Origin of the sequence: Bradyrhizobium sp. CCBAU 11357 (genome assembly GCF_028128865.1) — a bacterium.
In the GTDB taxonomy this organism is placed as follows: Bacteria; Pseudomonadota; Alphaproteobacteria; order Rhizobiales; family Xanthobacteraceae; genus Bradyrhizobium.
In genome coordinates, this window is the sequence record NZ_LBJW01000091.1 from 1 (window position 1) to 26350 (window position 26350).

The window sequence follows — 26350 nt, forward strand, 5'->3', positions numbered from 1 at the left end:
AGCCACAACTCTCTGAAACCGGAGCCGTCGCCTGATCAAAAGTGCGAAAGATTCTGGACAGTACCATCTCGACAAGACCCCGCAGTCGTATGCAAGCGAGTCTAAGGGACTTCTCGGCTCTTTCTTCAAAGGCTGCGGCCGACGTCGCGGAAAAGTGCTGCAGCGGCCTGGATGGCGAAACTTTGGACGAGAACCCGCCGGCTTACCTAGAGCTGGCCCGTTGGTTTGGACAGCGCCCGTTGGATTTAAGTGGATTCCTGCCGGGTTATGCTGAACGCGGGGCTTTACGATATTGTTGTTGCGTTGGGCGTAGCCCGACCAGAGCGACGACAATATCGTCGGCGACAGTCATGCCGCCATCACTATAGCTTGCGTGCCGAAGTAAACCTCGTCGGGCGTGCGCCTTCAGTGGCTGCGGCGCGATCACTTGTCAATTGGAAATGGCCGGCCAGAATGTCCGCTTCGCTGACCGGTCATTAGAGAGGAAGCGGTAGGCTGCCTTGGTATTCGCCTAATCCGGGCAGGCGAGCGGAATGCCTTGTCCCATGGCGCTTCCAATCTGCATGAGCAGTTTACGGAATCTGTCGCCGAGCCGCGCGTCCCTAAGCTCGCTTCCACTAGTCTCTCGACCAACTCCAACATTCACCCTCCAAGGATCGCAACCGGCCTCTTGCCGATCGAGCCCTTAATGTCAGCCCATAGAGCACCCCTCGCGAATCAGGTGCTCAGCAAGGAATCACAAGTGATTCTTTCGACTCAAGATTTCGCCGATCAGCAAACCAGGCCGAGTGGTCAAACTTATGGGTAATTGAAAGCCTCACCGGATGCTCACCCCAAAGGCGGCCGACTGCACAGAACCCCCTCGCCCAGAGCTCCCTCCCAAGAAGATGTGGCAGATACGGAGGGGCATCAACGCGGCCAATTGATCCGGGGAAAACGGGGAATTTCACCCTGCCAATAAATTCAAGAATGACGGCTGGCCTTCACACAGGAGAGGTCCAAGGTTCGATCCCTTGTGCGCTCACCATTTTAGGGGCTTTTTTGAAGCCTCCCAGGTTTTTCCAACGTGAGAGGGTGCTTGTAAGCGAATCGCCGCGTTCACATCGCCGCGATCAGGTCGGAGCTTGAAGTATCTCCGCAATCTCGTTTGCGGCTTCACATTCCCAAGCGACCAAAACCTTCCACCTAACCTTCGAAGCTCGTTGGAGCGGCCGGGTGAATGCGCAGTTCTTGGCACGCTGCGTTTCCCCAGCCATCCACAACGCAGGCACCTCTGACGACGATCATCACACGCTTTTCATGTTATATATTCGCATCTAGCGAGTCGCGGGCATCGGACGAGGTCGTCTCGACGATCAATTTCTTGGTTCAACACAGAGGCGTCACATGGCTTAATGCACAGCACCGGTGGAAGGGCATCGCTCGGCGATGCTGCCATCCGGCACTGCGCTATTGTTCAATTGGAATCGTCCCGCTGAGCCAGAGCCGTGATCCGCCTCCGAACGACCAACCAGCCGTGTAAGCAATCGGTGCGCCGGCGAGTGCTTTCGCGTACAGCGGCGCATCGGACCATTGCGCCATCCGCGGGTCGGCGCCAAAATGGTAGTTCAACCCGATCTTTCCTATGTGATAGTTGCTGGACAGGCTGGTTGTGTTCGCCGGAAGAACTGCGAACGGCTGGATTCTGCTCCGTGGGAGGCGTTGCGACGCTCGGTGCCCCGAATGCAGATAGTTATGCTCAGCTTTCACCGACCATGCAGGCGTAAGCGCTTGCTCGACGCCCAGCCCCATGGGGGCACCGAAGCGACCATAGTCAACATGGGTTTTCTCCTGTGGCCAATCAAACTCGTGGTTATTGAAGACCTCGCCTCGATTGTTTTGCCAAGCGACGCGCCTCCCTCGAGATAGGCCGGCGTGTGGCCCAGCGCGCCAAACGCGTAGCCGATGCGGCCGGTCCCGGTGGCAAAGACGTTGCGGCCTGCCTTGCACTTTGCGCTCACGACAAAGCCGCACGCCGCGAGGCAGGTATTGGTGCCGTCGGAGACGGCACCGCTGGCCTCGAGTTCGACACACCACTCAGCCGTTCTTCTGCCAATTGTAGCCGATCTGGCCACCGGCGAGGAACACTGGGGTATCGACGACATCGCCATGGATTGACGAACCGTAGGATTGCTGAGGGAGGTGCGGCCGTAGCCGCCGCCGCAAAGAGAGCAAGTCGCGTGCCGTAGGGAATTCGCGGGCTCTGCAGGCACTTCGTCGCGGCGTGCGGCGTCAAGTTGCTGACATTGTGTCAATACCGACAGCCGCGCAGCCACTGCCCCGCCAGCAATACTTAGCTGGCGCGGTGTCATGGGTCCACGCTCACAAGGCGCTGGTCTCCCTGGGCCGCCGATCGGCGTCGGACCCCCGCGCCCACTCAAAATTGGCCCTCAGCTCGTACTTGGTCGGCGTCTGCACGGGCAGATCAGCCGGCTTCGCACCGGCACCCTTAGCAGGGCCATCTTAAGCGGCCCAGACGTCAACCTCCTCTTCCTCCAAAACGCGGACGAAGTTGCCGGGCGGGCCTCGGCCTCCGTCAAATCGGACGCATGCCCGCGCTGCTTAGCTTTACACTTCTGGATCTGAAATGCGGGTCAGCATTCTCACGTGCGGTCCCGCCCGTTTGAAGATCGGCTCCCAAAAGGCATAGGCGTCCTCGACGAAACTCTCGGTTACGGTGAACTTCGTGAGCGCGCCCCGATATGCGGCCTGTCGCCGGCAGCCCTGCCCCTCCACAAGCTGCCAGATGAATTGAGCGACCTGGCGTGCGTATGTGCTCGGAGGACCTTGGTGGTTGGGTACGATCTCAAGTCGCATGGTCCCAGCGTCACGCGTCTGCGGTTCCGTGATATTGGCAAGCCAGATGAAAATTGATGGATCAATGCTCGCGGCATAGCCGTCGCGCTTGAGCTGCTGATTGATGATAGAGAACGCGCTGGCGGCTTCTCTGAAGCATTCGCTCAGGATGAAGTTCGCCTCATTCTCCAGCTTTCCGCTCCGAAGATCGTCCAGTAATCTGACCGCCTCGTCAGTGAGCCGCCGCATGTATCGCGGTTGGGGCTGCTTTGCGTCGTCGTTTGGTTCCTCCTGTATAATCAATTCGACCGCATCCGCGCGGAACTCCGTTGCGGCATCTTTGAGAACGGGCAAAAAATCGCTTTCAACGCAGGAATCGCCGACGTCTTTCGACGCCGCGTCGCCTCCTACCCGTGTCTCCACAAGATTCTTTGCGTGGTCCAACGCAACGTTCAGGCTGGCTTTGAGGTTTTCAGAAGCTCTTTCTTGAGAGTCCTCGACAGCCTTTACCATCATCTCCGCGGTACTGTCGGATTCTATGAGTTCGTCCTTAAGCGGCGCCGCCGCATTCCGAGATTCAAGCTCCGCAAAGGGGCTCGGAGCCGTCGCTTGCTTTGCTAGGATCGTTTGATCAGACGTATTCGCGCCTGTGTGCTCCGATCGCGGATTGGAAGCAGCAATCTCGCCGGACAATACAAACAGGCCATCGTCAACGGCTCGGCTCGCCGCCGCGGTAAGATCCACCAGCGAGCGCCGCACGCATCGCCTCTGCCTAGCGCGCCGCTTTTTCGTTTCTTGCGTATGGCTCATGATCTGACGACCCCTCGACAAGCTTTTTTAAGACCCAGCGCCACAGCTCACGAACTTCCTCCGAGGCTCTTCCCTGTTGTGCAAACTCGGTCACGCCTAATCCTGCCCCAAGTGCGTCCTGGTGGTCATTGCGCTGTCCGACATAGGGAAGCGCAAGCACCCCGAGCGAATTGAGCGACGTTGCAGCTTCGCTCAGGCGACAGCCCCGCGGTGGCGTCTGATTGAGGACGAAAGCAAATCGGCGGTTGAGCCTAAGAATAGCACTCACCGTCGGTATCGCAGCTTCGATGTCGGCTGGACTCGGACGCACCGGGATCAGGCAAAGATCGGCCTTCGCGATGGCGCGCATGGCCAGTGCATTCTTTGTGGCGGCGGTATCGATGACCGTGAGCCAGATCCCCTCAGCTTCAAGGCTGACGAGCGCCCCTTCTATTTCGGCGGGATCGGCGACCCGAACGACGCGCGGATGAGGATGGCCGCGCCGCTCTACCCATTTTGAAATCGTGCCTTGTAGATCCGCGTCGACAATTGCGACGCGCTCCCCGTTCCCCGCCGCTGCGACTGCAATTCCGACCGCCAGCGTGCTCTTGCCGCTTCCGCCTTTTTGGGTGACCAGAGCAAGGACATACATTGCCTGCGCCTCCAGACAACAACGACATGAAACGCACGAGTCGTCGAAAACACTTAGCCCACGGATCGGTGACCTATCATTCCCCATCGTGAATCGCATCAAGAGCGAGCGTGGAACTCACAGCCAAATCAAGCCCACCACCAACGATATACCGCGAGATGGTGCAACGTCCGCTCGTACCTCATAAAATCGATCGGCCTCCGACGCTGTCGAGATATCCTTATTCTGCGACCAAGTTCGCCCACTTCAAAGACGCAGAGAATAGTAATCGCGGCTCAACAGCCGGAGTAAGCCTACAAGATCATGTAGTTGTAGTACCGCTGTTTACAAGGCTCTCTCCTGAAGCCCGTCGCTGACACCGGGGAAGCCATGTCGACAGTTGCCAGCGCAATTCGGCGCCTTTGGTGCCGAAGCTTTCTTGCTCTTCTGGTGATCATCGCGGTCACTGCTTTGATCGCGGTCCTGACCGGCCCCCAGCTTGGTGCGACAATCGAAGCTCTCGAGCCGCCTGGCTGGCGGCGAAGTTCCTGAAATGGATGATCGCCAAACATCCGGATGCGTTGTTCGCACTAATCCAGCGCGTCAGGCCCAACTTGGCGTTCGGCGTCGCGGGCCGGTGTTCATCACCCGCTTCCCCGACGTGCAGGAAGCGCTGACATCTTCAACGCAACCTATGCGCCGATGATGGACCCTTCCGTCGGCCCCTTCATGCTCGGCCGCGACTGCACCGAAATTGACCAGCGCGACAAGGGTTTCATGCGCGCCTTCATGCGCATGGAGGATCTGCCGGCAATTCGCCAGAAAGTGCGCAGCCTCGCCAACGCGTCCGTCGAAAGCAGCTCTATACCCAGAACCAGATCGACGTGGTCAGCACGTTGTCGCGCCTGGTGCCCATTCAGCTGACCGGAGAATATTTCGGCTTTCCCGGCCCCGATCTGGCGTCGTATTCCGCTGGTCGCGCGCCAGTTGCACCAGGACAACACTGACGCTGGGCAGGAGATGCGCGCCTACCTGACACAGCTGCTAGCACAACGGCGCGAGCAGCTGAACACCGGCGCGCCGCTCGACGACGTGTTCAGCCGCTTGCTGAAAAGTCATTTTGACGATTCGATCGGCTTCGCTGACGAACGCATTATTACCAACATGATGGGCACGCTGGTCGGCGGAATCGAGACGACTTGGGCGGCAATCGTGCAGCTCCACGAGCAGTTGTTCAAACGTCCGAAGATCCTGAAGGAGCCGATCGACGCCGCCTACAGCAACGACGATCATCTGATGTATCGCTATTGCTGGGAAGCGCTGCGCTTCAACTCAATCAATCCGTTCGTGGTGCGCCAGTCCCGGACCGATTACCGGATAGCCAAGGGCTCGTTGCGCGCGGCAACAATGAAGGCCGGCAGCACGCTGCTGATCTCGACCCGGTCGGCGATGCGGGACGGCTTGAAATTGCCGGCGCCGTCCAGCTTCGCCATCGACCGGCAGCAGTCGGTCTATATGCATTTGGGCTACGGGATGCACACCTGCCTCGGCGACGAGATCAGCCACATCCAGGTTCCGGAAATCGTTCGCCGGATCCTGCAAATCCGCGGGGTGCGTCCCGCCGCGGAGATTGACTACGCAGGAGGGCCGTTTCCAGAGCGTTATCCGATCACCTACGACACAGCCGCCTGAAGGGCAGACTTCCCAACAACGAGCCGAGACTAGGGAATGGTCTGCAATATCCAGCGGCGAGGCGATTGGCTGTTAGCACTTCGTGAATGGTCAGAGCATAGTCGCCCAGTGCCCCACTAACCTAGATCGCTGGCGCGATGTTCTGGGCGCGCAGGCGACCAGGCGAAGCCTTCGGTCTGCTCGAAGCGCTTGGCGAATGTCTCCTCGAGGTCCTCCTCGGACGGAAACGTCGCGTCGTCGGCAAGACGGCCGAGGGTCGACCCGTCCATCAGCATGAGGTCGACGTCGCGGGGAGATCGCCGCCTCGCCGGTGGGCGAACGGCGGCGAAGAAACGCTGGATGCTTACGGCATAGATGGCCCCTCCGATCTTCCGGCGGAGCACCTCGCGTGGATGAGGGCGCTGCCACTTCAATTTCGCGACGAGCACAGGTTGTTTGTTCATGCCGAAGTAAGACCAGGCGTTGACTTGGAGGCTCAATCCAAGGGTGATATGTTGTGGATACGTGAACCGTTCCTATCCTCAAGGCTGTGGCACGGTGCACTCGTGGTGCACGGCTATACGCCGACAAGCAACGCGTACCCCTGACGTTCAAGCCAATCGCGTCAACATTGATACAGGAGCTTGCTTCGGGGACCTCTCACGGCAGCAGCATTTGGTCCGGTACTGTCCGGGCCTCTGTTCTGTCTCGACAAGCAGATGCTGCTCGGTCCACGGTCGCGCGATGTCTCGGCCGCCGATGTCTGCAGTGGAGCCTCAAGAGTCGCTCGCTCCCGGTCTTTCCCTATTTAAGCGACCAAGACGATCAATATGCCGGTTCAGGCGCGCCCTAAACGAACTCCTGACTGAACTTCCGTCTCTTGGTCGCTCAATTCCGTCTTCTTGAACACCCAATCTCAGTATCTAGCAAAGCTGGTAGCAGCTTATCTGAGCATACCTCAGAATTGAACGAGGCCACAAGCCCATCGCTCACTGTTTACCTGGATTTGTGTCTTCCGATAGGATGTCAATCACCTTGAGCCTGGCGTCATACTCCTCGTATGAGCCGAGCACGGCTTGGCCAACTGACAAATTGTGCACGGGGTCCACTATTGAGGGGGAGTCGTAGGTTAGGGAGGTGGGTCCGGTAAAGTGAACTTCCTCACCAAACTCGTCGCGTCGCAACGTTCTGGCGGTGCACCACTTGATGAGTTGCGTTACTGCTCCTTTTCCGCTCTCATTGATGGGCGGAAGATGTCGAACCGAATAGAAATACGTTCGCGCAGAGTGCGTCTGCTGGGAGTCCGAACTCTTGCGCTGGTCTGGTTGCGCGGTGAGGGTGAGTAGGCGCTTGCCGGCCGGACGCTCGAGCGCTCCCTGAAATAGACCGCCCTCTCTAATCAGAGTAATGTGCGCCAGCTTTTTTGGAGCACCAAGAACCTCTCGTCCCGAGGCGAGCGCGGCATCGTTTGTTGTCACGTACATGTAAGGAATGTAAAAGCCAATCTCACCGCCAGAATCACGAACTTGAATTCCTGAATAGCACTCCAAGTATGACCCCACTGTGCTTGAGGGATAGCTCGCGACGCCAACAATGGCGATTGCTGGGTTCGCCGACGGTACTAACCCCTTCGGCAATAGATGGCGAACCTCGTTCCCCACGCTGAATATATGGTTTAAGGCTCGGCAGCGGAGAAACGTGCTGCCAAGGTCTTTGCTCCCATGGTAGAGGGGCGCATCAAACGGAATACCTTTAACGTCGGGCATGGCATCCCTCCTCGCTCTTGAGGGTTTACAATCGGAGAGCCAACTGACTCATGTCAAGACTTTCTGGTTGTGGAAGCATCATGAAGAGAGTGCAATGTGCGCCCTCGTATGCGGCTTACGCGTCCGTCGGCTTATAGTGAAGATCGGAATTGTCCTTACGAGGCCGCCTTGCACCTTAGTTTTGTATTGCTGAATGGGCTTGACGTTGTGCATACATTCCGGAGAAGCGTACTGGGGATGACATTGAGTCAATGCGACTCGCAATTTATGGTTATGCAACGTCAATGCCATCGTCTTGTTATGGGGGGCTAGACGGATTGCTCGGCTGCAGATGACGAACTGGAGTACGAGAGCCCACCGACAACTTCGCTTTCTGTCTTGTTGCCTTCCGCGCTTGTTTGTTTGATGGCACAGAATGTTAAAAGTCCGACATGACTAAACGCGGAGGCAATGATGAGGAGGTTCGCAAAGCGGTCGAATTCGTGGCTAGCTTGACTAAACTAGATCGGCCGCGACAGCTATCTCGGTGCATGGCCGAAATACATCCTCGCGGATACCGACGTCCTGCGAGGCACGTCGGTAGAGCTCCAGAACCCTATAAATTCTGGTGAGTTTGCGTTCTTGTCAGTGTCTGGCGCGGCGCTTGCACTGAATGGATACTCCAGTTCGCACATTCGGAGAACATGCATCGTTATATTCCAGCTCCTCGCGCTGCCGCTCACAAAGAGCTCGCTACCATCTGCCCATTGGGATACGACATTATTGGAGGCAACCCAGCCGACGATTAGTCGTGCCTGAGCGGCGAGCGCATGTCCGCGACCTCAGGATCGTCAGCATGAGTCTCATGCGTGATGCGGGAAGACCTTGCCCGCCAGTGACCGAGGAACCGCGCCGGAAGTGTCACAAGCATTTCTTGGTCCTGTAAGCGCGCGAGTCCTCTTATCTTGCCGGCTCTGAAAATTCGTTGTCGATGCGCGGTCTGACGATCGGCGTCCCCCACGTGTCAGGCCCCGAAAACATCTTCTGACTATCAGCTGAGGGACCGTCTCATCAAAACGAGAGTATGAATCGCGATACTACAGAAGTGGAAAGCCAGAAAGCTAAGCATCAGCGACAGCAGTGCGCCGGCATCCGAGACGCGCGGCGGATCATAGAGATCCTGGGGTTCGCGGGCCGCTTCCGCTGCGACCCTGTTCTTTGCGAACGTCAAAGCGTCAGCGCGTCGCCGAAGGGGCACTGTTGCGCGGCGCGCGGCGAGCTAGATGCCGTCGTTCATCAACTCGGTCTGGCGCTACGTTGGCAGAAACTGTTTTCGCCACTGTTTTTCAAGGGTTTAATTTCGGCAATATGGACACTGCTAAGAGGGTGGCCGAAAGGGAGAGATCGATGATGGCGTGACGTGCGGTGGGCATGGTTGGTTGAGGCGGAGGCCGGTTGATTCTGTTGTTTCCGCCCCGCGTGTGCGAGGCGACGAGTTGCAGGGGGCGTAGGCGATCGTTGTGTTCAGGGGCGTGGCGATGAAGTCCCCTACCATGATCGCCCTTCAAAGTGATCAAGTCCAAGCGCCTCCTTCTGCTGATGCGCCTGCTCACAAATCCACCGTGCCCTTGATAGTTGCGGCCAGCGTGCGCAGATCCGTCGCCGCCGGAAGATTGGCGAGATAGTATTCTCGTGTGCGGGCGAAACGGACATCTCTCCCGCGGTCACGCGACCGTTTGACCGTGTGAGCCTTGCCGCTCTGCTGGAGCTACTTTAGGATTCAAGCGTTCCCCCGCTCCTAACGGCGCGAGCGCGACCCGATTCCTTTCCGTGCAGGCCCCCTGCTCAACGATGTCGAACTGGTCACCGAGCCGGCCCGCAGACACTCGCGTGGCGACATGGTCCAGCTCGGCGAACCAGTCTCGCTCAGGGCAACCTCGTCCTTCTCTAGTACCAACGCAGGTCACGGCATTCTTGCGGGGAAAGTGGCCAGGATCTTCAAGCCGTTTTTCACGATGAGGCGCAATGCATGGGCATAGGCCTCTCGATTGCGCATACTATCGTCGAAGCGTATGGCGGCCGCATCGGGCGAGAACGTCCCGTCAGGGGGCGCGTCTTTCACGTCAGCCTGCCGCTTACTGTGGCGCGATGGCGACGCCCTTCCCGGCGAACGCCTCACGCGAACGCTTTCTCCAGCGTCGCGAAGATCACGGCGAACGACTTGTCGTGGCGCGTCACCGGCGGCACCGGGCGATCGATCTTCATGAGCTGATAGACCGCCATCTGCGCCGCACGCACCGAATATTCGACTGTGAACACGACGTCGTCGGGAACTTCGACGAACTGGCTGACGAAGGCGAGGTTGACGGAATTCCTGGGCACCGGCAGCGGCCGGTCGGCCAGGTTGCGCGGCATGAACATGCTGGTGATGTAGGGCATGCGGCAGGGAATGCAGATCGCATCCTCGAACACGTTCGCGTCGAAGTTGAGGTGACCGCAGAGCTCCTTCAGGATCTCTGCGCCGCCGCAATTGGACATCGGCTTTGCCACGAAATTGCCGACGCGGTCGGGATGCAGCGCATAGCCCCAGAACACCTGAACGTTGTTCGGCTGCCCCGTGAAATGTGGCTGGTGATAGAGCACGACCGACATCAGCCAGTTGGAATCCTTGAACGTGACCAGCCCGCCGGTGCCGGCCCTGTTGCCGGAGAACGCTTCCATCTGGTCGAAGAAGCGTGGATCGCCGCAGGTGACGGTGAAGGACAGCCAATATGATTCGGGAATCGAATTATTGAACGCCGACGGATTGCCGAATTCGGGACGTCCTTGCGCGATCGTCTCCCAGAGCGCCCAGCCCTGACTGTCGGCCTTGGTCAGGCGCGGCGGCGGCTCGGTCATCAAGCCCAGGCTCGAGGCATCCGTCATCGAGCCGTTCTGGAAGAAGACGATGTCGTCGCCCTCAAGCCGGACGTTGGCGGTGTGGCTGTCGCGGTCGAGCGTGAGCTGGCGCACCCGCAAGCGCCCGCAGTCGGCCTCGAACGCCATGTCGACGACGCGCGTGCCGCGCACAAACTGCACGCCCTGGCGCTTGAGCCAGTCCGCGAGCGGCCGCACGATCGCGTCATACTGGTTGTAGACGGTACGCTTGACGCCGCCGAGCGTCTCGATGCGCGGAAACTCGTTCACGAAACGATGCAGATAGCGCTTCAGCTCGACCGCGCTGTGCCAGGGCTGGAAGGCGAAGGTGGTCTGCCACATGTACCAGAAATTCGATTCGAAGAATCCGGGCGACAGCCAGTCGGTGATGCGGCTGTTGCCGAGCGTCTCCTCCGAAGCCTCGGTGAGCCGAAGCAGCTCGAGCCGGTCGCGTGCGGAGAAGCCCATATGCCAGACATCGACCTTGAAGCGGTTACGGTCGACCAGACGTGCCCTGGAGTGCGCAGGATTTTCCACGTTGAATGCGACCGTCTCCTCGCGCACGCTGCGGCCGGGATGCTCGAGCGAGGGAATGCTGGAGAGCAAATCCCAGGTGCATTCGTAGTGATCCGTGGTAAGCATGCGCCCGCCGCGAAGCGAGTAGGCGCCGTTCGCGAGCTGCGCGCCGTCGAGGCTCCCACCGACCAGCGGCTGCGCCTCGTAGATCACGATGTCGCGCCCCGGCAGCTGCGCATCGCGGACGAGGAACGCCGCGCCCGCGAGCGATCCAATGCCGCCGCCGATAAAATACGCCTTCATGACTTGCCTCGATTGCAATTCGACAATGCAAAGCAACATAGCATGGCCGGACGCATCCAAGGTTGCGCTGGATCAAGCGGGGTGAGGACTGGCTCAGCTACGCGGAAAGGCGACCGATTGAGCCGTTGTTGCCGCGAGGACGCAAGGGAGCGCATCGGGTCGATGCTCGATGCGTGATTAACGGCATTGTCCAGTTGCCAAAAGCAGGTTCGCGCTGGCATGATTGCCCGGAAGTCTACGGTCCGTACACAACGGTGTACAACCGCGTCAGTCGCTGGAGCCGAGAGGGGATTTGGACAAACGTTTTTACGCTCTGACTCAATCAAGCGGCGTGTCCGGCTCGATCTCGGTGGATTGCAGCTAAATCAAAGGCCATGGCCCCGCGACCGGCCCAAAAAAAGAGGGACCTTTAACAAGGCGATCGGCTGCTCGCGCGGCGAACGACCACCAAAATCCAAGTGTTGATCGACAATATTGGCCGCCCGCTTCTTTCCTGGTTACTCCTGGCAACACTCACGCAGCCCGCGTCGTCGGCTGATCGAGCCTACGCCGTCAGAAGCTTGCGCGACGGGTTGGCCGCACGCCGCATCAAGGCTGTCATCCGGCCGAATCCGCGCCGCAAGCATCCGCATCGCTGCGATAGGGCCTACAGAGGGCGCAATGTCATTAGCGATGATCCGCCGTCTCGCAGACGTCCGACAGATCGCAACCTGATACGACAGGCGCGCAGAATCGTCCTGTTTGCAATCTTCTTGGTAGCAGCAGGTGCAAAGCGGGTACTACTGCTATTAGCTCGATAGCCTCCCGCGCCTGGTCCGACGCGGTCACCATCAGCCGGCTGGCGCACTCAGGGTTAGCAGCATTGATTATTGGCCCTAGCCACGCGGTCTGCGATACGTCAGCCTCGTCTGCAATGTACATCTCGGATCGTGATCCTGTTGCTGGACGAGGAGCCCTGCAGTCGCCCGGGGACGGCTCGCTGCGCATCACTCAATCGCGATCCTCGCCAGCGACCGGCGCGGAGGCTTAGGGCGACGCCGAGGCAAAAGGCCCCGCCGCACACGGTTCAGGTCGCAGATCGCTGGCATTTGATGGAGAGCGCCAGCCGGGGCTTCCTCGAAGGACCGGGAATTCTGCCCAGCTCTGCGCCTTTCCGCACGCCGATCTGAAGCTGATCAGTTCCTTCTTGCCCTGCCGCGTCGCGCCAATCAGCACCAGCTTGCACTAGCCGTGCTCTTCCCTGCGGGCCTGTAGAAGAGGCTATCCGGGCGCGTGCGCCCGACGTGCCTGCAAATCGCACATCTCTTCGCGACGCTCGGTCATGGCGTATCGCTCTCTTTGAGAAATTCTGTGGTATTCGGCATCCGCCTCCTACGCAGCCCATCTCAAGCAGTCACCCCCTACGTTACTGCATAGCATTGCTCGAAAGTGCTATTTAGGACAAGTGTCTCAATCTTGAAAGCGGTGTCGGGGTCTGCTGGAAGGCGTCGCTAGTGCGCTCGCACGGATGCGCGTTCTTTGCCACGCCCGAAATATCTCACGACTACGACGTAGAAGACCGGCACAAAGATCAACTTGGAGATGATGTGCATCGAGACGAGCGCGTAACGCTTGCTATCTGAGGCCGTCTTTATATGATACTCGGCCGGATTTCGATTTGCCGACGGGAACCCAGTTGGCCTTCACCTCCATCGATTCGATTGGAAACGAGATCGGCTGCCCGCTGGCAAAGGCCACTCGCAATCCAGCTTTCGTTTGCAGTTTGTTACAGGGGATAAAATCAAAAGTTGCCCGGTTGCGACGGGTTTCCTCGCTTGGCTCGTCATCCGTAGCGCCGGGGACGACGTGCGGCTGCAGTCCCGGCTGTCGCGGAGCCAGCGCGACCAGCGCCAGCACGTTCAGAACTTTCGGACTTGCGAAGGGCGTCACCGCCGGTTGCTGCGGCAGTGCTGCCGTCAGCTTCGCGACCTGCGCTGGCGCACAGTTGGGCGGCGCGGAGGAGCCCGGGACAGCTCTGGGCAAACACACTGATTGCGTAGCCCTACGCTTGCGTTGGATAGTAGCGCTCAGAAAGACCTGCGCGGCAACTACGAAAACTAGTTGCATCCATTCGCTCCTGGAAGATGGCTGTCGTACAGCGGACTTCGAATGTATCAAGCAGGTCTTCGCGACAATTGAATTCCTCATGCAAGCTGCCGGGCCTCGTTAGGAGGAGACAACCTTGGCCAGGGGCTTCAGATCAATCACAGCGCGCTAGCGGTTGATGCGCACGACATTGCGGCGCTAACGACAGGGTCGTCACTAGGATCCCCGATGGCGTATCCCCGGACACAAACGCGGAGCCATGCTTGCCATCGAGATAGCCTCCGGTCCGGCGATTTTCCGAGGAGCTTTCATGCCGAAGCGAGGTCGATCTTTTGTTTCGTCACCTGTTCATTTTTATGCGGCTCATTGGCGCGGTCGCTCAACGCCTCCGGTCGGTTTCTTCGCTGTACCGCCAGCTTCGATTATCCCGCGAACAAGCAGACACCTGGGCAAAATCGGACATTGGTAAACGTCCCGTGCAGCGTCTCCACGTCTGGAAGATGAGATTGCCAGGATTGGCAAGGCGCCGATGCGAACCGGCCTCTCGTCGCAGACGGTAGAGGCCAAGAGTCTTCTATTTGGTCACCGGGCAAGTCCCCGGATGGTTGCAGCGTGGAGGCGTCGATCGCGTGGTCGCGCTAACCTCCTCGGACGCCGGTCCTTCTACTCCATTGAGAACGGCCGAGACGCGCCAGCGATATGTTGTTTGCGGCCCAAGATCGGAATCGCCGAAGCTGGCTCCTGCAACCTCGCCGATCCTCTGAAATGTGTCATCAGGGCCTGCACGCAGCACGCGGTATGCCGTTGCTCCTGCAAGCGGCGACCAGACCAGATCAACGCTAGTATCCGAAGCATCGATCACCGTGAGCCCCTGAGGTGCTGATGTCAATTGCCGCGTCGCGCTGACGGGCGTCGCGCCATCGGCCGCGAGCGCGTCGAGCATAGCCTTGACCGCTTGGATCTGCGCCCCAGACTTGGTCACGTAGCTGCTCGTGTGATTGACGTAGCCCCACCAGTCCCAGCAGGCCTGCGGATTGGTGGGCCGATATAAGCTGGTCCTAGTCTGTGGATAGAGAATGATCAAACGGTTCGTATCCGCCCAGGCATTATAGCCAGTATCATTGACGAACTTGAGCCCGATCTCGCGGGCATTCTGGCGGCATCCGTGCAGCGCCACGTGGACACGGCAGAGAGCACCTTGCTCGCAGTCCTGAGGCACGAAGAGATAGCCGGTATCGCTCAGGCTCAACGCGGCGGGCGCCTGCGGCCTAGTATAGAGTGACTGATCGAAGCTCTTCACGACGCCCGCGAGCTGCCCGCGATTAGGTGGATTGAGGCGGCCATAAATATGCTGCAGGATGATTCCGGCCTGATCGTAGCCGCATTGGTCAATATACGGTTCCTTGTTAGCACTGCAGCTATTCAGTCCGGTGTCGCCCTGCTTGGCCACCACGAAGGAGTGCCCGGCGCCGAGGGCGGTCTGATAGAAGAGATTGCCTCGATTGGAGCCACCTAGATAGCGACGGTAGAAGTCGGCAGCCGCATCGGTGACGGCCCTATCGACGACCGCGTCGTTGTAGCCGTGAAAGAGATAGATCTTCTGCCCGGCAAGGTTACTATCCGGATCTATTTTGCCTGCTGACGCGTTCGCATCAGCCTTCGTCGTGAACGCCGTGATGTTCAGGCCCGATGCAGGCCCTTTCATGCAGGGACCCGTCGCACGCCACATCTTGGCCTCAGCGCACCAATAGGGACCGCCAGCGACCACCCCCACTCCCTTGACGATCGAGGACCAGGCTGCGCCGAACTGGACTGCCATGAAGGCGCCTGATGAAATGCCGGAGATCGAGCTCTCGCCGATCGGCGCGTGATAGCTGCGTAATGGCAAGGGCTCGGCAGAGAGAGGCGACATTCCAACGACCGCGGCGCAAATGGCGCCGATAGCGTGTTGCCGCAAGATGGCCAAGCCCTCGAAAAACGCGCTAATCGAACCGACGGGCAGTCTCCGGTGTTCATGTGAAAACGCGCCATCGGAACAAGAAATCACTCGCCAGTTCGGAAAAGGATTCTGCGGATTACCACAGTCGACCCTCTGCCTGCCGTCCCGCGGCAGCGCCGACGTGATGATCGTGTCGGGCTGGTTCGGCTCCGAGGCAACAGGCGTGACGAGCGCCCCCTTGAGCATCCGTCCGCTTTGATCGATCAGTTTCTGGTAGGCCATCTCTGATCTCCTTCATCTGGTCAAACGTTCCCGGACGCCGCCGGGAAAGCGGGGGATAGGTGCTGGTGGAAGAAATTCTTGACAGGCGATCAATGCGCACGAGGAATTCGCATGTTGAAGCGAGGATACCGAAGCTGGTTTCTAGGTTTTCGCCAGCCGAAAACCACTAACTCGATTATGATACGAGTAGAATCCCAGCTAATGGCTGGCTTCTGCGCCAATGAACTGCTATGCGTTTGGACATGGTGGCATACTACGCAGCCGAAACCGATGCCGACGTCAGCGGTCGCTTCGCTTGGCACTCCTTATCAACAGTTCCCTAATGCAAGATGTTCGATCCTTCTAACCAACCCTAGTGTTGATTCGTTGAACGTTCCACCCGCCAAAACTTGTAGGTTCAACCTACCCTGTTGAGTTCAGCGCGCCTGCGTGTGTCAATTCAAGTCGCTGGACGAAATGCCGTCAAAAGTCGACATTGGTATGCTGGTCAACTGCACAGTTATTCATAAGACCGTCGTCTGATTGCGGGATTTGCAAGCGACCTTCATGCACGCTTTTCAGAATCGCAATCCTTGTTGCGAGGCTCTACGAGCCGCTTCGCTCCGGCCGAGAGCACTTTGGAGAAGGTGATAGGCTTGGGTCGTGGGTAAGGTAGAATATTCAGCTTCCAATGAGCTTGTTCGTGAGAGTGAAGCCGAGCGCGAAAGAATAAAGGCGGAAATCATAGCCACCGAGCAGCGGTGACCTAGTGATCGCACGAGGGACGATTCTGCTCGGAGCAGTTGTCGTTGGGCACGGGCGGTCCGAACCATCCTCAGACCCAGTGAAAACTCGAGCGCTGGCATCAGACGCTGAAGAACCGTATTCTGCTCGACAACTGCGACCGACCCGATGATCTCGAAGATCAAGTAGGGGCCTTCGTCGAGGCTATGATCACGTCCGCTATCATGAGAGCATCGACAACCTCACGCCAGCCGATGTCTACTGCGGCAGGGCCTGAGGCGATCCTCCCCGAACGAAACCGCATCAAGCGCGACACATCGCAAACCGCCGCTTGCAGCATCAACTGCAGGCCGCTTAACTCTAACGCGGATGAGACAGAGCCTCCCTTGTCAAAGAGCCTGACCAGTCGCAAATTATCTGACGATGGCCAGGCGACGGCTCCGGTTTTAGGCAGTTTTTGGCTGATAGAGCGGTCGCAGGTCCGTCCAAGACTTCAGGGGCGTCTCCTGTGGTCACGGCTCCGCGCCTGGCGATCGCTCCAGCCGGCGCGCAACATGTACACGTGCTCAAACCTCCTAACAATGGTAGAGTCGAGATGCCAGCCGGAGATGATAATTCGCCGGCGCGCATGGTTCTTCGAAAATTCCCGACTGCTTCAGAGCCGATGCTGAGTTATTGAAGCTGAAGTGGCCAAACTACTGTGAATTTCGACTTCTAGCGTGCGACGCCTGCAACAGCGGCGACGCATTCCCTTCCTCAAAGTGGGCGGCAGCATTCGTTTCACCAACTACGGCGTCATTTCGTATTGGGCGAGGCAGCGGACCAAAACAATCGAACGGATATGACAGTGCGAATGATAAAACCTCGTGGTGGGTCGATTTCACGGTCAACTCCACTCGATATGGAAAACGTAGTCTCGAGAACACGAAGGCCGGTGCGCATGCGTATGAAGCGACCTTGCGACAACAGCTAGCGTGGCGATATCGATAGATACCGGAGCGACACGGCCGAAGACCTTTGCCGAGTTCGCGGTGAAATGTGACCTTGCCTCCAAGTATTATCCAGTTCTGAGTTCGCCCCGGCTGTTGAATTTGTCCGGTTGAACGGTGGGTGACAGCTGAAGGCGAACTCGGAGGGCGTTTTCCATCCTGGGAGTGTGGTCGCGCATCGTTGTAATCGGGCCCGCCAGCATCCGCGTGCGACGCGAGCCTGGGCCAGCGACGTGAACAGCGTCTCGTTCAGCAGTTCATCCCGCAGCCTGAAGCTCTCGACAAAGGCATTCTGCATGGGCTTGCCCGGCCCAATGTAGTGCCATGCGACGCGCCTCTGCCCCGCCCCGGTCAGGATGGCGTTGCTGGTCAGTTCGGTGCCGGTATCGCTGACCACCGTCTTGGGCTTGCCGCGCTTCGATCACCAGCCGGTCCAGTTCCCGCGCCACGCGGATGCCGGAGAGCGAGGTATCGGCGACCAGCGCCAGGCACTCGCGGGTGCAGTCATCCACGACGGTGAGGATACGGAAGCGGCGGCCGCAGGTCAGCTGACCCGACACGAAATCGAGCGACCGGCGGTCGTTCGGCGCCATCGGCACCGTCATTGGCGCCCGGGTCCCGATCGCCCGTTTGCGGCCGCCACGCCGCCGCACCGCCAGCCTCTCTTCCAGGTAGAGCCGGAACAGCTTCTTTTGGTTGACCCTCCCGCTTGAGCAGCACATGCAGGCGTCGATAGCCGAAGCGGCGGCGCTCCTGGGCGGTTGCCCGCATGCGCTGGCGAAGGCCGGCTTCGTCCGCCCAAGTCATTTGGTATCTCATGGTCATGCGGCAGCAGCCGATGGCTTTACACGCCCGCCGTTCGCTCATCCCGTGGGCATCCACGAGATGCGCGTTCCCCGCGGGCGTCACCACTTTATTCCCAACAAGTCCTTCAGCGCTGCATTGTTCACCATGGCATCAGCCAGCAACCGCTTCAGCCGGGTGTTCAAAATCCCGATGATCTACTCTTCCGAAAACCGGCTGCGCTTCATGCTCTGGTCCTTGTCGTGGGCCAGAGCGAACTTCAACCTGGATTAAGCCTGAGGGCAAGGTCACCACCGAAGATCAAATGGCCAAAAAAGGGCGTTGCCCGAAATTGATTATCTTTCGCCAGAAGAGTGTGAGTTGCTCCTTTCCCAGGCAAATGGCCTAGTGCACGAACTAGTTCTGACGGCGCGGCGGACGGGTATGCGGCAAGGAGAGCTCAGCGGCCTTTCATTGGACGTCTCTCGATTGGCTCACGCCCAACGTTGCGGTGAGACATTCATACGATGATCGTGGGAAGACGCTAGTCGCGCCGAAGAGTAACCGCACGCGGCATATACCGCTCGACATTGATGTGTACACGATGCTGTACCGGCGTAAGAAGGACACTGGGTACGTGTTCCGAGGCTCGGAGGGTCGCCCGTTCACTGGAACTACAACTACGGAATGCACTACGTGATCCGCAAACTCTGTAGGAAGGCGGAGTTTAGAACCATCGGCTGGCAGATCGAAGCTGAAGGAAAAGAGTATTGCCTCGGAACGAAACAAGACAAAAAAGGCATTGCTCGAATACCTCAAGATGACCCGTTGCGTCATTTGCTCCTTGAGCATGTTCAAGAGGCGGTAATCAATGTCGCTCGAGAATGATGAGGCCGTCGGCAAGTCGGCCTCTGAACAAGCAGGCGATACGACAACGCGAGAACTCTTAGTGGAGGCTGCGGGAGCGAAATAGGCGTCGGTATGAGAGCGCATCTCCGGCAGCGTCTGCGCAGTTGCCTGTTGCTAGGGGAATACCATGACACGCTTGATTGTGCTCCTGCTCTTTGCCGTTACGTCGGTGCCTGCTCACGCGCGGTTGCCAGTCCCTCTAAATGGGTAAATCAGCGAGGCTCTCTTCTGTCGATCCAAACGCTCGATGCATCGACGGGGAATTTCGCCGGCCTGGCCAGGTAGCCACCCAATCGTGCAAGCTTGGTGAGATAAAATGCAAGGGTTCCAGGGCGACATCGTCGATGGCTGGCGCCGCTGATGAGTCAATCGCGCAATGCGATCTCGGTATTCGTCAGTGCGAGCTTCGGTGGCGCGTCCGGGGCGATGCGATTGAGCATGGTGAGCCAGAGGACGCGCCAGCTGAGAATGCAGAAGACCGCCATTAGATTGGCAAGTCGCTCCGCGGTCCGGAGTTTTGAGTCTTCCGCCTTGCAGCCCGATTTCAGGATTTTGTGGAATACCTCGATCTTCCACCGCATGGCGTACCAGTTGATCTTCTCGATTGCTTCGGAGCGACTGCGGACGGCTAGGTCAGTGATGAGCTTCCACTCAATTGGTTTACGGCCCTTTGGCGTACCGCGCTCGGTGGCATGGATTATCGTCAGGTCGAGGGCCGGATAGCGCTTCTGCTTCCCGATGGGCGGTAAGACCACGATCCGCTTGAACTTGATTTCCAGCGCGGCCTTCGTCGCCTCTCCCTTGTCGTTGCGCACGTCGATGTAATGCAAGCCTTTGACGCTGGTCTCTTCCATCTCGGTTGCGATCGTATGACCGCCATCGCCTGCCAGCCGATCGACGCAGGCGCGGACAAGGAAGTGGGCGCCAAGCTCTTGCGTCAGGCAATATACTTCGTAGATGTCGCTTTCGCGGTCGCCCATATGAATGCAACGCGCCGGCTGTCCGAGCCGCTCGATCGACTGCCTGAGATTGTCGAGCCAGCGAACGCTTTCCTTCTTCTCAATCGGAACGCGGGTCGGGTTGATCTTCTTCTTGAGCTGCGCCGTGCCTTTGAACTTTTTCCGTGTCCAGAACTTCACCGCCGCCAATCCCAGCGGTAGGCCCTCGACAGTCACGGCGAGACTGGAATGCATCAGCATTCCACCGACCGTGTGATGGCGCCAACGGCCGTCCTTGTCCCGGCCGCTGTTGACGCTCTTGGTCAGGCCAATAGCGCTCGTGTTCGCGCGCTGGTAGGAGAATTCCGTAGTGTCCTGAATAAGGAGGATCGGGCCTCTACAGTCATCGTAACGCGCGCGGGTGGCGGCGAAGTGACCGCTGAGGATGTCGGCTTCCTCCACGCGATCATTGGCGAAGAAGCGGTAGGCCGCTTTCGTGTTCGCCCAGTCCTGGCACGCGAACGGTATGCTCCCGCCCATGCCGTCACCAATTTGCTTCAACAGCTCGCTAAATCGTTGACCGAGACGGGCATCCTTGAACGCTGTCTTGTCGATCTCGCGCTCCGTCCAATGTTCGACGGCACTTTCATCACCATCATCCGGGCCGGCCGACCAACGACACGTCGTTCCGCTTGAACACATCAAGGCACCTCGCCGTCGCGATTCAGGTGCCCGACAATGAATCACAAGCGATTCATCCGATTCAAGATTTTTCGATTAGGACTATCGCAATCGAATCAAGCATTTGTGGGTAATTGAAAGCTTCACCGCACGGATACATCAGGTCGAGCGCTTCTTCGCGCTCCTTACCGATAAGAAGATCAGGCGCGCAGTCTCGCTGCCCTTAGGCGGACATCACCTCGTTCGTTGCACGACACAATGCCGATAAGAAACCATTCCGATGGACCAAGTCCGCTGACGGCAGCCTTGGTTCCATCGAGCGCTTCTGGCGATACAATGCCCCGGCACAAAATGGAGCAATGTTGCGAACTTCTGGTTCAGGACACTAGCTAGTTGTCCCCACCGGATCCTTGGATCGAATTGCTAACAGAATGCCCCATCAGCTTCGACTGGATGCGAGCTAGCGCGTCACTGAGCCTCGCCGCTTCATTGAAGCGTGTCTCGGAATATGGCGGGTGCGCGGATGGATCGTGCAAGAGGGCCTCGGCTGTATTCGAGAGCCGGCGAAGGGGCGCCCTCAGCCACTGCGCCGCACAAAAGAGCAGTGCTAGTGTGGCAATGGCACAAGCACCGAAACTACTCCAGAATGATCGGATGAGATTACGGGTGGACGCAAGCGCCTCGTCGGCACTCTGCCGAACCAGAAGAGACCAACCGAAGCTTGGAAGGTTCGCGAAGCCGACCGTCGGAACGATCACCGTGAAGTAGTCCCTGCCGTCAGGCCAACGTTCGCGCAGAGACGCAGTCGTGACGCGACTAGCCGCAAGTGCGGAGCCGATGTTGAGCGGCTTGTTGATAAGATCCGGCGGACCAAACAGGACGGTTCGATCCCCCGAAAGCAGCAGCACATCAATGCCGGGTACTTGTAACGAGTCCATGCTTTCTGCGACCCATTTCCAGTCAAGGTGAGCGCCGATGACCCCAGCAACGGAGCCGGCGTGGCGCAGCGGCGCTGCCAGGTCGATAAAGCGATAGGGCTCACGAGGTGCCGGCAACTGGGTGGCCAGTAGTTGAGCGGCATGCACATCGATAGCCGCCGGCGAGACAAGGCCCCGCCTAAACCAAGGTCGCTGTGCAACGCTTACTCCTTCGAGCATGCCGTCTTTAGCCGCGAGAATCGTCCCTTCGAGATCCGCGACGCCAAGCCAAGTGTAGCGTCGATCAAGGCGGCTCAAGAAGTCGATGTGTTCTCGCGCATTCTTAAGATCAGTTAGGTCAATGAGCTCAGCGGACCGAGCTACATCCATCCAAACTCCATAGAGCCGGCGGGCCAACAGCGCGGAACTCATTTCCCCGCGAATTCTTAACGCGCCGAACTGCAGCTGCTCTCCCCCTTGCTGTAGCAGGGCCGTGTAGATCGTCGCGGTCACCATGGCCGGCACCAATATGAGCAAGGCGCCTCCACAGAACACCAAGGAGAGTAGGCTCGGTCTTCTCGGCATCTCGCGCTCCTCAACTCGTTAGAGCTCGCCCCAACTCGCAAATCATTTGCAAGATGTTCCCTCGATCGGTCCCTGGCATGGCGGATTCAGTGTGAAGCTTCTTGATAATTTTCGCCCTTTGCTCGGGAGTTGGAGAGAACTTGATTCGATAGCCGTCACGGGTAGTCGCAGCAACATGCGCGTCTACGCCGCTAATCCCGGGCAGGTCGAGCTGCCCTGCTGCTCCGGCGGAAAGTCCGGATGGACCGCTGATTCGCGCGCCCCCTCGGCCCAGATTGAGAAGCCATCCGCGATGCTTCTCACCTTGGATCACCAACGTGATGGGTTCTGGAATCTGGCGCTGAGGTCGATCGTATCGCGGTCGCTCAATGCACACCACGACTGCCACGAAAAGCACCAGAATGTTGTAAACTGTCCAGAACATCACGACAGTCGTGCCGTCCCCCGCTGTTGCGGACGTATCGAAGACAAAATCGGAGTTCAACGGCACGATCAAGCCGCCGATCGTCAGAGCGAGCAGGAGTACAAACGGGCGCATCAACGCCCATTGAACTATGACCTTGGTGCGGTCGCCGCCTTTGGCCGTCACCGAGAATTTATGCGATCCGCTGGTCAGAAGCCCGAGAGCAGCTGCCTGGCTGATGGGCCAGGCCGCGATCAGTTGAGCCGTATCGTTGAGAAGCGGGACAAACAACCCTTTTGAAAGCCAGTTCAGGGACACAAGAACCATTAGGTAATAAGGTACATAATAACTGATAATTTCCACCAGCGACGCGTTCACGATGGTGATGCCGAACCACCAGTACAACAGCGGGCAAATCAGGCTGGCAAGCCTGAAGGGAAAGGTGCTGACCCAGTAGAGCAATGAATCCAGGATCCCGATTCGATGCATCAGACCAAGGCCGCGCATGGCAAAGGGGCTGTATGAGTTGCGGACGATTTGGATCAAGCCCAGGCACCACCGTCCACGCTGAGTAATATACTCTTTCAGTCCTTCGGGAGCCAAACCTTCAGTCAACGGCTCGTTTAGGTATACAGTTTGCCAGCCGTTTTCCGCAAGCTTAAGGGTGAGCAGGAAGTCCTCGGTTACGCTTTGTGTTGGAATCCAGCCAATCTGCTCGACGGCCTGGACCCGCATTACGGATGATGTCCCACAGCAGATGGCAATCCCCCAAGCGTCCCGCGATGGCTCGACGTTGTCAAAGAAATGACGCTGTTCATCCGGATATGCGGTGCTTATTCCGAGGTTATGTTGGATCGGATCAGGATTGAAGAAGTGCTGCGGGGTTTGCACGAGCGCGACGCTTGGCTCGTGAAATAACGCTAGCGTCCGCTCGATGAAGTCCGCATGGGGAACGAAATCTGCGTCAAGTACAGCGACAAAGATCGGGGGGGCTGGATCGCGGGCGCGCGCGCGAAGTGCATGGTTAATGTTCCCCGCTTTAGCATGCTCCTTGTCCGAACGTGCGAGATATCCGATTTCGTGCAGCTCGCAAAGTTGCCGTACCCAATTCCTGGCGCCGTCGTCGAGGATAAAAATCCGAAGCTGTGAATAGCGGATTTGCGTCGCGCCAATGATCGTGCGCTCGAGCACTTCCGACGGCTCGTTGTAAGTCGTGATAAAAACGTCCACACGCGGCGCTTCTCCAGGCAGCCACCATTCGGAATACTGGTCTGCTTCTGCCGACCGGTCGTTCACTCGGGACAGTATGAAAAACGCGATGGTAGAGGAAAGCATCGTCACTGCCTCGAGGGTGGCGAATCCCCAACTGAACAGCGCGTCCGCAGTCCAGTCGAGCGGTGCCAGCGTTTCGGTGAAGCGCCAAGCCATATAACGCCAAGACAGTACGGCAGCAGCCCCGAGGAGAAGAGCGCGCCAATAGCACTTCATCGGATTGAGAAATGGAAAGACAGTAAGGCGAAGCCCAATTATGAAGGCGGCGCCTGCGAAGGCAGCAACGAGCGGCGACAGCTGGAGCATCAGAGTCCGTACCGCGTTATAAAGCGGCGGAACTGTGCGATTGGGCCAGCTGTGAAGATGACGCGTCCAGTGCGTCCAATCGCGCAATCGAGATCTGCCTCTCCTGCAAGATCTGGAACTGTCACTGTGACGTCAAAGCGCTGCAGATGTTGAGCGCTTGGCCCCACAGCAAGATTGGTGTAGAGTAAGGCCGCACCGGATCCGCCAAGGCGAGTTATGGTTCCATTGAAAATACGATCATCTCGAAACAACCGAAATTGCACGGCCGTTCCCACCGAGAGACCGTCGTAGAGAGATTCGCTGACGCCGGCGGTGACGATCAGTGTACTGCAGTCTACGATCTTGACGAGATCCTGGCCGCGCCGCGCGTATTGGCCATCGTCTATTAGTATGTCCCAGACTAGACCAATCACGCTGGCATTAAGGCCAGCGAAGCTCAAGTTGTTGACACGAAGACGCTCGGCACCGATTTGCCGGTCGAGCTGTACAATACGTGCTTTCACCTGCTCCTTGTCGACATTCAGCTCGGCCAGCCGCTGCTCGAGCTCTCGGATGCGTTGAGCCGAGGAAGGAGCGTCGTTATAGGACTCCCCGATGAAGATGCCGTCGCGAGCGGACGTAAGTTCCGTCTCTAAGTATTTCACTCGCTGCTGCGCACTCTCCAGTTCTTGCTGCGCCACGTCGTAAGTGGCGCGAGCCCGATCCAAATTCGCCGCCGTCTGCACACCACGCGTGCTTAGTTCGTTTGCTCGCCTAAATTCTGCGTCCGCTTGACGAAGGCGTGTGGCCGCAGCGTCTTGAGCTGCTTTCGTTTCGGCAATTCGAGCCTCAATCTGCCGAACCCTTCCGCGCTGGTAATCAGTTGATTGAACATCGAAGCGCGACCTGGATGCGGACAAGGCCTCTCGCTGGCCAACGAGACGGTTGAGCTCGATCTGTTGGTTTGTGCGATCGCGATCAAGCTCAAGAAGCCTCGCGTTATCGAAGCGTTGGTCGGTGAGTTCCGCTATCAGCGCGCCGGGACTAATGCGCGCGCCGATGCTCTTCACGGCAAGCGTTACCTTTCCTTCGATCGGGGCGCGAACGATGTAGAGCCGCGCATTGAGTGTAGCATCCGTCGATGTTCCAGCGAAGTGCTCACCGATAATAATGTACAATCCCACTGCCAACAGGGCCAAGCCGACGATTGCACGTACGAGCCTCATAAGGACATTCCAACTGTTTATAACGGGAGGGTGCGCGGCGTGTTACTGAGCAGCCTACGGTACCAATCGTTTTCGCCTAAGGGGCCCCCGCGGCTTTGGATTGCCAGGTCCAATGCCGCTCGGATGCGAGCGTTAGCGACTCAGGCGTCATGATCAGACTAACAGACTGGTAAAGAATAGCTTCGTGATCTCAGCGGCAAGAGGATCCATATCGTCGGAAGTGAAAACAGTCATGAATTCTTTCCTGCAGTTCCAGCAGCGCCAGAGATCTTGGACCTCCCGCGCACCCATGCGTTCATGCCACTCGAGGTGAACAAATGCAGAGCCACATTGAGGGCAGTTTATGTGACGTGCTATTGAGACCGACTCCATGTGACAGCTCGTGTCATTGCACCAAAGGGCCACAGCCGAAGAAGCGTTAGTGTAGCTGCCGCTTCGTGGGCGGCTGCGGTGGATGCACCTCTCTGTTCAAACCCTGTGCCAACTGCGACAAGCTTGATCAACAAGGAATATTGCTTCAAGGAAGTTTACCAGACCGACTGCATGTCAGAAATCGGACAGTCTAGTTCATGTTCTAACGTAAGGTCGCAAATCGGATTAAGTCTCGTTATGGAAGCCTGGGGGGATTGTTTGGTGCTGAGCAATGCGGCCTGGGAGGCTTGGCTGACCATAAACGGCCTGATCAGGAGGGCTCCCACCTGAAGGGAACCAGCGGATGCCTGAGTTGGATCGTGTGCGTCCGGCGCTCCCCGGAGCAATCAGGAGCCGCTAGACTAGGAGACCAGAACGGTGAGCTCCGGCGCTTCAGTCGGAGGGGCATCAGGGGATTCAAATGGCGGATGTTCGAGACGATATCCAGAGTTCGGATGTCTGATCGCCGTTGATTCAGCTCATCGCGTATCTGCACGCCGCTACAGCCAAGAGGAG

At 58.3% G+C, this 26350-nt stretch carries 18 protein-coding genes and 3 pseudogenes; 4 read left to right on the top strand and 17 right to left on the bottom strand.

Annotated elements, in window-relative coordinates:
* Positions 1–511: 511 nt before the first annotated feature.
* From XI05_RS12345 to XI05_RS12365, 5 genes are all read right to left on the bottom strand, one after another.
* A complete protein-coding gene (locus XI05_RS12345) occupies positions 512–646 on the bottom strand; it encodes a transposase DNA-binding-containing protein (protein ID WP_271501874.1) in 135 nt (44 codons plus the stop codon).
* Between the two features lie 803 nt (positions 647–1449).
* Complete coding sequence (locus XI05_RS12350) at positions 1450–1611, bottom strand: hypothetical protein (protein ID WP_271501875.1); 162 nt, start codon at positions 1609–1611, stop codon at positions 1450–1452.
* A 134-nt stretch (positions 1612–1745) separates the two neighbouring features.
* Positions 1746–2351: a hypothetical protein gene (locus XI05_RS12355; RefSeq protein ID WP_271501876.1), complete on the bottom strand. Its 606-nt coding sequence runs from the start codon at positions 2349–2351 to the stop codon at positions 1746–1748.
* Between the two features lie 256 nt (positions 2352–2607).
* Positions 2608–3594, bottom strand: a complete 987-nt coding sequence (locus XI05_RS12360; RefSeq protein WP_271501877.1) for a hypothetical protein — start codon at positions 3592–3594, stop codon at positions 2608–2610.
* A 13-nt stretch (positions 3595–3607) separates the two neighbouring features.
* The gene (locus tag XI05_RS12365) at positions 3608–4276 is read right to left on the bottom strand and encodes a nucleotide-binding protein (RefSeq protein WP_271501878.1); all 669 of its coding nucleotides are present in this window, start codon (positions 4274–4276) and stop codon (positions 3608–3610) included.
* 999 nt (positions 4277–5275) lie between these two features.
* Here XI05_RS12365 and XI05_RS12370 point away from each other — a divergent pair.
* Positions 5276–5947: a cytochrome P450 gene (locus XI05_RS12370; protein ID WP_271501879.1), complete on the top strand. Its 672-nt coding sequence runs from the start codon at positions 5276–5278 to the stop codon at positions 5945–5947.
* Positions 5948–6063: 116 nt separating this feature from the next.
* Here the strand turns inward: XI05_RS12370 and XI05_RS12375 are convergent, their stop codons facing one another.
* The 5 genes and pseudogenes from XI05_RS12375 to XI05_RS12395 form a co-directional block, all read right to left on the bottom strand.
* Positions 6064–6426: a hypothetical protein gene (locus XI05_RS12375; protein ID WP_172788213.1), complete on the bottom strand. Its 363-nt coding sequence runs from the start codon at positions 6424–6426 to the stop codon at positions 6064–6066.
* Between the two features lie 489 nt (positions 6427–6915).
* Positions 6916–7692 carry an acetoacetate decarboxylase family protein gene (locus tag XI05_RS12380; RefSeq protein WP_271501880.1) on the bottom strand — a complete coding sequence of 259 codons (777 nt, stop codon included), beginning with the start codon at positions 7690–7692 and terminating at the stop codon, positions 6916–6918.
* Positions 7693–9017: 1325 nt separating this feature from the next.
* A pseudogene (locus XI05_RS12385) lies at positions 9018–9361 on the bottom strand (IS701 family transposase); the annotation flags it as partial.
* Between the two features lie 273 nt (positions 9362–9634).
* A complete protein-coding gene (locus tag XI05_RS12390) occupies positions 9635–9793 on the bottom strand; it encodes a hypothetical protein (protein ID WP_271501881.1) in 159 nt (52 codons plus the stop codon).
* A 53-nt stretch (positions 9794–9846) separates the two neighbouring features.
* Positions 9847–11406, bottom strand: coding sequence for an oleate hydratase (locus XI05_RS12395; RefSeq protein WP_271501882.1), 1560 nt, complete (start codon positions 11404–11406; stop codon positions 9847–9849).
* A 62-nt stretch (positions 11407–11468) separates the two neighbouring features.
* On the opposite strand from XI05_RS12395, the gene XI05_RS39760 reads away from it, so the two are divergent.
* Entirely contained in the window at positions 11469–11723 is a 255-nt protein-coding gene (locus tag XI05_RS39760) for a transposase (RefSeq protein ID WP_442869264.1), read from the top strand.
* A 1297-nt stretch (positions 11724–13020) separates the two neighbouring features.
* Here the strand turns inward: XI05_RS39760 and XI05_RS12400 are convergent.
* Both XI05_RS12400 and XI05_RS12405 read right to left on the bottom strand, forming a co-directional pair.
* A complete protein-coding gene (locus XI05_RS12400) occupies positions 13021–13512 on the bottom strand; it encodes a hypothetical protein (RefSeq protein WP_271501883.1) in 492 nt (163 codons plus the stop codon).
* Between the two features lie 553 nt (positions 13513–14065).
* Complete coding sequence (locus XI05_RS12405) at positions 14066–15712, bottom strand: extracellular catalytic domain type 2 short-chain-length polyhydroxyalkanoate depolymerase (RefSeq protein ID WP_271501884.1); 1647 nt, start codon at positions 15710–15712, stop codon at positions 14066–14068.
* A 797-nt stretch (positions 15713–16509) separates the two neighbouring features.
* On the opposite strand from XI05_RS12405, the pseudogene XI05_RS12410 reads away from it, so the two are divergent.
* Positions 16510–16793 (top strand): annotated as a pseudogene (locus tag XI05_RS12410) (integrase core domain-containing protein); the annotation flags it as partial.
* A gap of 749 nt (positions 16794–17542) precedes the next feature.
* Here XI05_RS12410 and XI05_RS12415 read toward each other — a convergent pair.
* Positions 17543–18410, bottom strand: a pseudogene (locus XI05_RS12415) (IS3 family transposase); the annotation flags it as partial.
* 493 nt (positions 18411–18903) lie between these two features.
* Here XI05_RS12415 and XI05_RS12420 point away from each other — a divergent pair.
* A complete protein-coding gene (locus tag XI05_RS12420; RefSeq protein ID WP_271501885.1) occupies positions 18904–19095 on the top strand; it encodes a hypothetical protein in 192 nt (63 codons plus the stop codon).
* 386 nt (positions 19096–19481) lie between these two features.
* Here the strand turns inward: XI05_RS12420 and XI05_RS12425 are convergent, their stop codons facing one another.
* The 4 genes from XI05_RS12425 to XI05_RS12440 form a co-directional block, all read right to left on the bottom strand.
* Complete coding sequence (locus tag XI05_RS12425) at positions 19482–20756, bottom strand: IS4 family transposase (RefSeq protein WP_271501886.1); 1275 nt, start codon at positions 20754–20756, stop codon at positions 19482–19484.
* A gap of 368 nt (positions 20757–21124) precedes the next feature.
* The gene (locus tag XI05_RS12430) at positions 21125–22168 is read right to left on the bottom strand and encodes a cache domain-containing protein (RefSeq protein ID WP_271501887.1); all 1044 of its coding nucleotides are present in this window, start codon (positions 22166–22168) and stop codon (positions 21125–21127) included.
* 79 nt (positions 22169–22247) lie between these two features.
* A complete protein-coding gene (locus XI05_RS12435; protein ID WP_271501888.1) occupies positions 22248–24218 on the bottom strand; it encodes a glycosyltransferase family 2 protein in 1971 nt (656 codons plus the stop codon).
* Positions 24218–25423 carry an HlyD family secretion protein gene (locus XI05_RS12440; protein ID WP_271501891.1) on the bottom strand — a complete coding sequence of 402 codons (1206 nt, stop codon included), beginning with the start codon at positions 25421–25423 and terminating at the stop codon, positions 24218–24220. The genes XI05_RS12435 and XI05_RS12440 overlap by 1 nt, the downstream gene beginning before the upstream one ends.
* Positions 25424–26350: the final 927 nt, after the last annotated feature.

Bases quoted from the DNA above. Each gene is read 5' to 3' on its own strand.
- XI05_RS12355 (WP_271501876.1), bottom strand. From the start codon at position 2,351: ATGACACCGCGCCAGCTAAGTATTGCTGGCGGGGCAGTGGCTGCGCGG.
- XI05_RS12365 (WP_271501878.1), bottom strand. From the start codon at position 4,276: ATGTATGTCCTTGCTCTGGTCACCCAAAAAGGCGGAAGCGGCAAGAGC.
- XI05_RS12370 (WP_271501879.1), top strand. From the start codon at position 5,276: ATGCGCGCCTACCTGACACAGCTGCTAGCACAACGGCGCGAGCAGCTG.
- XI05_RS12380 (WP_271501880.1), bottom strand. From the start codon at position 7,692: ATGCCCGACGTTAAAGGTATTCCGTTTGATGCGCCCCTCTACCATGGG.
- XI05_RS12395 (WP_271501882.1), bottom strand. From the start codon at position 11,406: ATGAAGGCGTATTTTATCGGCGGCGGCATTGGATCGCTCGCGGGCGCG.
- XI05_RS12400 (WP_271501883.1), bottom strand. From the start codon at position 13,512: ATGCAACTAGTTTTCGTAGTTGCCGCGCAGGTCTTTCTGAGCGCTACT.
- XI05_RS12405 (WP_271501884.1), bottom strand. From the start codon at position 15,712: ATGGCCTACCAGAAACTGATCGATCAAAGCGGACGGATGCTCAAGGGG.
- XI05_RS12425 (WP_271501886.1), bottom strand. From the start codon at position 20,756: ATGTGTTCAAGCGGAACGACGTGTCGTTGGTCGGCCGGCCCGGATGAT.
- XI05_RS12430 (WP_271501887.1), bottom strand. From the start codon at position 22,168: ATGGTGACCGCGACGATCTACACGGCCCTGCTACAGCAAGGGGGAGAG.
- XI05_RS12435 (WP_271501888.1), bottom strand. From the start codon at position 24,218: ATGCTCCAGCTGTCGCCGCTCGTTGCTGCCTTCGCAGGCGCCGCCTTC.
- XI05_RS12440 (WP_271501891.1), bottom strand. From the start codon at position 25,423: ATGAGGCTCGTACGTGCAATCGTCGGCTTGGCCCTGTTGGCAGTGGGA.